This is a genomic window from Pseudomonas brassicae (assembly GCF_010671725.1).
Classification (GTDB): domain Bacteria; phylum Pseudomonadota; class Gammaproteobacteria; order Pseudomonadales; family Pseudomonadaceae; genus Aquipseudomonas; species Aquipseudomonas brassicae.
Genome location: NZ_JAAHBU010000117.1, coordinates 1 through 6,125, shown reverse-complemented (window position 1 = coordinate 6,125; position 6,125 = coordinate 1). Strand labels below are relative to the sequence as shown.

Sequence of the window (6,125 nt, the reverse complement as noted above, 5' to 3'; positions counted from 1 at the left end):
CATGCTTGGGGATCAGAATCGGCGAGAAACTGCCGTTGCGATCACGCGGAATGTCCAGGCGTATCGGGCCATCGCCGGTGAGCACCGTCTTGCCGCTCTTACCGTTGCGCTGGTTGGTTTCATCCTCCGGGCGCTGCACGCCCGACGGATAGCCCAGGTGGTGGCCAAGCTCGGCATTTAGCGCTCGTTCAATCAGCGCTTTCTTGAAGGCCGCAGAAGCCTCTTCGATCGCCTCAGCGGTCATCAGCGTTTCAGGGAGTTGATCCAGCAGTTCCTTTGGAAGCTTCGGCAGCTCCCGTACTGGTTTGCGTTCAGATTTCTTTTTGGTTGGCATACATGCACCTCTTACTCATGTTATGCCCGAACACAAAATTTCTGACACCCCCACGTGCCATGGCCTGCAGGATCGCCGTTGTCAGCCTTGTTTGTTCGGCAACAGATTGCGGTGGGACCACCAAGTGACAGCCAATGTATCTCTGGCACCTTTGGGGTTAAGCATCAAGGCCTGATGCCCCCTGTACCCCCTCATCACCCCCACCTATTAACCTGTGCACCACCCACCCGCCTGCCTAGACTCGCCCCATCCCCAACAAGGTATGGCCGCCATGTCCGACACCCTGCTCAGCGCCCGCAACCTGGCCTTCGAACTCTATGAAGTGCTCGACGCCGAGGCCCTCACCCAGCGCCCGCGCTTCGCCGAACACAGCCGCGAAACCTTCGACGCCGCCCTGCACACCGCACGCACTCTGGCCGAAAAATATTTCGCGCCGCACAACCGCAAAGGCGATGAACACGAACCACGCTTCGAGAACGGCGAAGCCGTGCTGATCCCCGAGGTGAAACCCGCCGTCGATGCGTTCCTCGACGCAGGCTTTCTCAACGCCAACCGCGATTTCGACAACGGCGGCATGCAACTGCCCACCCTGCTCTCGCAAGCCTGTTTCGCGCACTTTCAGGCCGCCAATGCCGGCACTGCCGCGTACCCGTTCCTGACCATGGGCGCCGCCAACCTGATCGAAACCTTCGGCACCGACGAGCAAAAGCGCCTGTTCCTGCAACCGATGATCCAAGGCCGCTGCTTCGGCACCATGGCCCTCACCGAACCCCACGCCGGCAGCTCGCTGGCCGATATCCGCACCCGCGCCGAACCCGCCGCCGACGGCAGCTACCGTCTCAAGGGCAACAAGATCTTCATTTCCGGCGGCGATCACCCGCTGTCCGACAACATCGTGCACCTGGTGCTGGCCAAGCTACCCGACGCCCCACCCGGGGTAAAAGGCATCTCGCTGTTCATCGTGCCCAAGTTCCTGGTCAACGATGACGGCAGCCTCGGCGAGCGCAATGACGTGGTCCTCGCCGGCCTGTTCCACAAGATGGGCTGGCGCGGCACCACCTCCACCGCGCTCAACTTCGGCGACAACGGCCACTGCGTCGGCTACCTGATCGGGCAGCCGCATCAGGGCCTGGCCTGCATGTTCCAGATGATGAACGAGGCGCGCATCGGCGTAGGCATGGGCGCGGTGATGCTCGGCTACGCCGGCTACCTGTACTCACTGGATTACGCCCGCCAGCGCCCGCAAGGTCGCTTGCCCGACAACAAGAACCTGGCCACCGCCGCCGTGCCGATCATTCAGCACAGCGACGTGAAGCGCATGCTGCTGACCCAGAAGGCCTACGTCGAAGGCGCGTTCGACCTGGGGCTGTACGCTGCCCGGTTGTTCGACGATAGCCACACCGCACCCGATGAAGACCAGCGCCAGCAGGCCCAGCAACTGCTCGACCTGCTGACCCCCATCGTCAAATCCTGGCCCTCGGAGTTCTGCCTGAAGGCCAACGAGCTGGCCATCCAGATTCTCGGCGGCCACGGCTATACCCGCGACTACCCGGTAGAGCAGTACTACCGCGACAACCGGCTGAACCCGATCCACGAAGGCACTCACGGCATCCAGTCACTCGACCTGCTCGGGCGCAAACTCGCCCAGCACGGCGGCGCCGGGCTCAAGCACCTGGTGCGGCTGATCGCCAACACCTGCGCGCACTCGACCGCCTACCCGAACCTGCAACGCCTGCGCGAGCCACTTGAGGCGCTGCTCAAACGCCTGCAAGCAGTGACCCTTGGCCTGCTTGGCGACTTGTCCACAGGCCAGGTCAACGCGCTGGCCAACTCGGCGCTGTACCTCAAGGCGTTCGGCCACTGCGTGATCGGCTGGCGCTGGCTGGAACAGGCCATCCGTGCCGAACAGGGGCTGGCGCGGGGCAACCCGGCCGATGCCGGCTTCTATCACGGCAAACTGCAGGCCGCGCGGTTTTTCCTCACCTGGGAAGTACCGGCCTGCCATAATGACCTCGCATTGCTCGAGGCCCGCGACGATACCTGCCCGAGCATGCACGAGGCGTGGTTCTGAGGGGGAACCACCGGCACCCGGAGGTTCGCGCATGTTCGACTTCACCGCGCCGCTGCGCCAGCGCTTCGCTGGCCTGAACAGCGGCGCCGAGTTTTTCTCCCTGCGCTACGTGCAGGAAGCCCATCAGCACCTGTCGGTGCGCAAGAACATCGCCGAACCACCCAGCCTGGCCCGTGACCAGGGCGCGATGCTGACCGCGCGGGTCAACGGCGTGGAGGCCTACGCGGCCACCGCCGACCTGTCCCTGGCCGGCCTGCAACGCGCCCTCGACCAGGCCGAGGCACTGGCCCGCCAGATCGCCCGCCACGCCCTGCTCGACCTGCGCGAACACGCCGTCGCCAGCGGCCGCGCCGACTACTGCTCGCCCAACCTGGACACCATCTTCCCCCCGCTCGCCGACTGCTATGAGCTGCTGGCCCGCGAATCGGCCAGCGTGCCAAGCGACGCGCGCCTGGTGAACTGGCAGGCCAGCCTGGGCCTGAGCACGGTCGAGCAGATCTACCTCAACAGTGCCGGCGCCGAGCTGCGCCAGGCCCAGCGCTTCGTGTTCCCCGGCCTGAACGTCACCGCCTACGACGGCAGCGACAGCCAGAGCCGCAGCCTGGGCCGCGAGAACTTCGGCCAGCAGGGCGGCGTGGACGTGATCGAGCGCTGCGGCCTGCTCGGTGCCGGTGCCCAGGTGGCCGACCAGGCCCTGCAACTGCTGCTGGCCCCCAACACACCAAGCGGCGTGCGTGACCTGCTGCTGATGCCCGACCAGATGATGCTGCAGATCCACGAGTCCATCGGCCACCCGCTGGAAATGGACCGCATCCTGGGCGATGAGCGCAACTACGCCGGCACCAGTTTCATCAAGGCCGAGGATTTCGGCCACTTGCAGTACGGTTCGGCGCTGCTCAACGTGACCTTCGACCCGGCCATCCCCGAAGAGCTGGCCAGCTACGCGCATGACGACGACGGCACCCCGGCGCACAAGCAGTTCCTGATTCGCGATGGCGTGCTGCTGCGTCCGCTCGGCGGCGCGCTGTCGCAGTTCCGCTCGGGCCTGGACGGCGTGGCCAACAGCCGCGCCTGCGGCTGGAACCGCGCACCGATCGACCGCATGGCCAACCTCAACATCGAGCCGGGCGACCAGTCGCTGGCGCAACTGGTCGGCGGCATCGAGCACGGCATCCTGATGCGCACCAACCGCTCATGGTCCATCGATGACGCGCGCAACAAGTTCCAGTTCGGCTGCGAATGGGGCCAGTTGATCGAAGGGGGCGAGCTCAAGGGCGTGGTCAAGAACCCGAACTACCGCGGCATCTCCGCCGGGTTCTGGCGTAACCTCAGCGCAGTCGGCGACGCCAGCACCTTCAAGGTGCTCGGCACGCCCAACTGCGGCAAGGGCGAGCCCAACCAGGTGGTGCGCGTGGGCCATGCCTCGCCCGCCTGCGTGTTCAGCCAGATCGACGTATTCGGAGGAGACGCCTGATGGCCGCCACCCCTTTGCAGCATTTCCAGGCGCTGGCCGCGTGGCTGCGCGACAACGTGCACGCGCCCGAACAGTTCACCCTGAGTTACAGCGCCGAGCAGTCGACATTCATTCGCTTCAACCATGCCAAGGTGCGCCAGGCCGGTGAAGTGCAGCAGGCCAGCGCCAGCCTCAAGCTGATCGCCGACGCACGCCAGGCCGACCTGCACCTGACCCTCAGCGGCGACCCGGCGCTGGACCGCGATCAACTGCAGCAGGCGCTGGCCGAGCTGCGCCAGATCCTGCCGCTGATCCCCGCCGACCCGTACCTGTTGCTCAACGACAGCGCCTGGCACAGCCAGCAGGTGCAGGAGGCGCCGTTGCCCGACATCGCCCAGGTGCTGGAACAGATCGAACACGGCGCCGGTACGCTGGACCTGGTCGGCATCTATGCCGCCGGCCCCATCAGCCGCGGCTTCGCCAGTTCGTTCGGCGCCTTTGGCTGGCACCAGGCCAACAGTTTCAACTTCGATTTCAGCCTGTTCCACGCCAATGGCCAGGCGGTGAAGGCCAACTATGCCGGCCAGGTGTGGGAGGACGCGGCATTCGCTCGGCGCATGGCCCAGGCCCGTGAACAACTGGCGTACCTGGGCCGCCCGCTCAAGACCCTCGCCCCCGGCCAGTACCGTGCTTACCTGGCGCCGGCAGCGATGGACGAGATCATGGGGATGCTGTGCTGGGGCGGCTTTTCGGCGCAGTCGATCGCCAGCAAGGACAGCCCGTTGCAGCGGCTGTATGCCGGCGATGCGGTGCTGAGCCCGCTGGTGAACCTGGCCGAGCAGGTCAGCGGCTCGCTGAGCCCGGCGTTTTCCGGTGAGGGTTACCCACGCAGCGACCTGCGCCTGGTGGACCACGGCAAGGCGCAGGAGCAGTTGACCAACGCCCGCAGCGCCGCCGAGTTCGGGCAACTGGCCAATGGTGCCGAAGGTCACGAGTCGCCCAGCGCCTTGAGCATGGCGGCCGGCGATCTGGCACCAGATGCAGTGCTGGCCCGGTTGGGCACGGGGCTGTACATCAGCAACCTGTGGTACCTGAATTATTCCGACCTGCCGGCGGCGCGCATGACCGGGCTGACGCGCTTTGCGACGTTCTGGGTGGAAGACGGTCAGATCCAGGCACCGGTCAGTACCATGCGTTTCGATGACAGCGTGTACAGCCTGCTGGGTTCGCAGCTCGAGGCACTGACCCGCGAGCGCGAGCTGATCCTGTCGACCAGCACCTATGGGCAGCGCCAGACCAGTTCGAGCCATCTGCCGGGGGCGCTGGTCAAACGCCTGACGCTGACATTGTGATGCCTCCATCGCGGGTCAAGCCCGCTCCCACAGGGATCACCGCCACCCCTGTGGGAGCTGCGGTTCGACGCTTCGACTTGCCCGCGAAGGGGCCCTCAAGGACATAGAGCATGCCCAACCGTACCCCGCTGGACCCCGCCACCGCCCGCTGGATTCCGTGGGTAGTGGCCATCGCCTTCTTCATGCAGTCGCTCGACGGCACCATCCTCAACACCGCCCTGCCCGCCATGGCCCGCGACCTTGCGGAAAACCCGCTGCGCATGCAGTCGGTGATCATCGCCTACATGCTCACCGTGGCGCTGCTGATCCCGGCCTCGGGCTGGATCGCCGACCGCTTCGGCACCAAGCGCATCTTCTTCAGCGCCATCCTGCTGTTCAGCCTCGGCTCGCTGCTGTGCGCCCTGTCCAACAGCCTGGGCATGCTGGTCGGCGCACGGGTGATCCAGGGCCTGGGCGGCGCACTGATGCTGCCGGTGGGGCGGCTGGTGGTGCTGCGCGCCTACCCGCGCAGCGAACTGGTGCGCATCATGAGCTTCATCACCATCCCTGGCCTGCTCGGCCCGCTGCTGGGCCCGACCCTGGGCGGCTGGCTGGTGGAGTACCTGACCTGGCACTGGATCTTCCTGCTCAACCTGCCGGTCGGCGCCCTGGGCTGTTATGCGGTGTGGAAGTTCATCCCCGACCTGCGCGGCTCGGAACGCACCCGCTTCGACGGCGTGGGCTTCGTGCTGTTCGGCGCCGCCATGGTGCTGATCACCATTGCCATGGAAGGCCTGGGCGAACTGCACCTGCCGCACCTGCGGGTGATGCTGCTGCTGTTTGCCGGCATGGCCTGCCTGGCGGCGTACTGGCTGCGCGCCGGCAGCATCGACAACCCGCTGTTCTCACCCAGGCTGTTCCGCACCCGGACCTTTT

General features: G+C 65.9%; 5 protein-coding genes. 4 read left to right on the top strand and 1 reads right to left on the bottom strand.

Annotated features, from left to right (window positions below; translation table 11 throughout):
* A partial coding sequence (locus G3436_RS09770; protein WP_178116394.1) for a transposase occupies window positions 1–334 on the bottom strand: 334 nt, incomplete at its 3' end.
* A gap of 271 nt (window positions 335–605) precedes the next feature.
* Between G3436_RS09770 and G3436_RS09765 the strand changes: the two genes are divergently transcribed.
* From G3436_RS09765 to G3436_RS09750, 4 genes are all read left to right on the top strand, one after another.
* The gene (locus tag G3436_RS09765) at window positions 606–2,405 is read left to right on the top strand and encodes an acyl-CoA dehydrogenase (RefSeq protein ID WP_163944105.1); all 1,800 of its coding nucleotides are present in this window, start codon (window positions 606–608) and stop codon (window positions 2,403–2,405) included.
* A 31-nt stretch (window positions 2,406–2,436) separates the two neighbouring features.
* Window positions 2,437–3,879, top strand: a complete 1,443-nt coding sequence (locus tag G3436_RS09760) for a TldD/PmbA family protein (RefSeq protein WP_163944103.1) — start codon at window positions 2,437–2,439, stop codon at window positions 3,877–3,879.
* Window positions 3,879–5,210, top strand: coding sequence for a TldD/PmbA family protein (locus G3436_RS09755; protein WP_163944101.1), 1,332 nt, complete (start codon window positions 3,879–3,881; stop codon window positions 5,208–5,210). The genes G3436_RS09760 and G3436_RS09755 overlap by 1 nt, the downstream gene beginning before the upstream one ends.
* 110 nt (window positions 5,211–5,320) lie before the next feature.
* A partial coding sequence (locus tag G3436_RS09750; protein WP_163944098.1) for an MFS transporter occupies window positions 5,321–6,125 on the top strand: 805 nt, incomplete at its 3' end.

Coding starts and splice junctions, on each gene's coding strand:
- G3436_RS09760 (WP_163944103.1), top strand. CDS start 2,437: ATGTTCGACTTCACCGCGCCGCTGCGCCAGCGCTTCGCTGGCCTGAAC.
- G3436_RS09765 (WP_163944105.1), top strand. CDS start 606: ATGTCCGACACCCTGCTCAGCGCCCGCAACCTGGCCTTCGAACTCTAT.
- G3436_RS09755 (WP_163944101.1), top strand. CDS start 3,879: ATGGCCGCCACCCCTTTGCAGCATTTCCAGGCGCTGGCCGCGTGGCTG.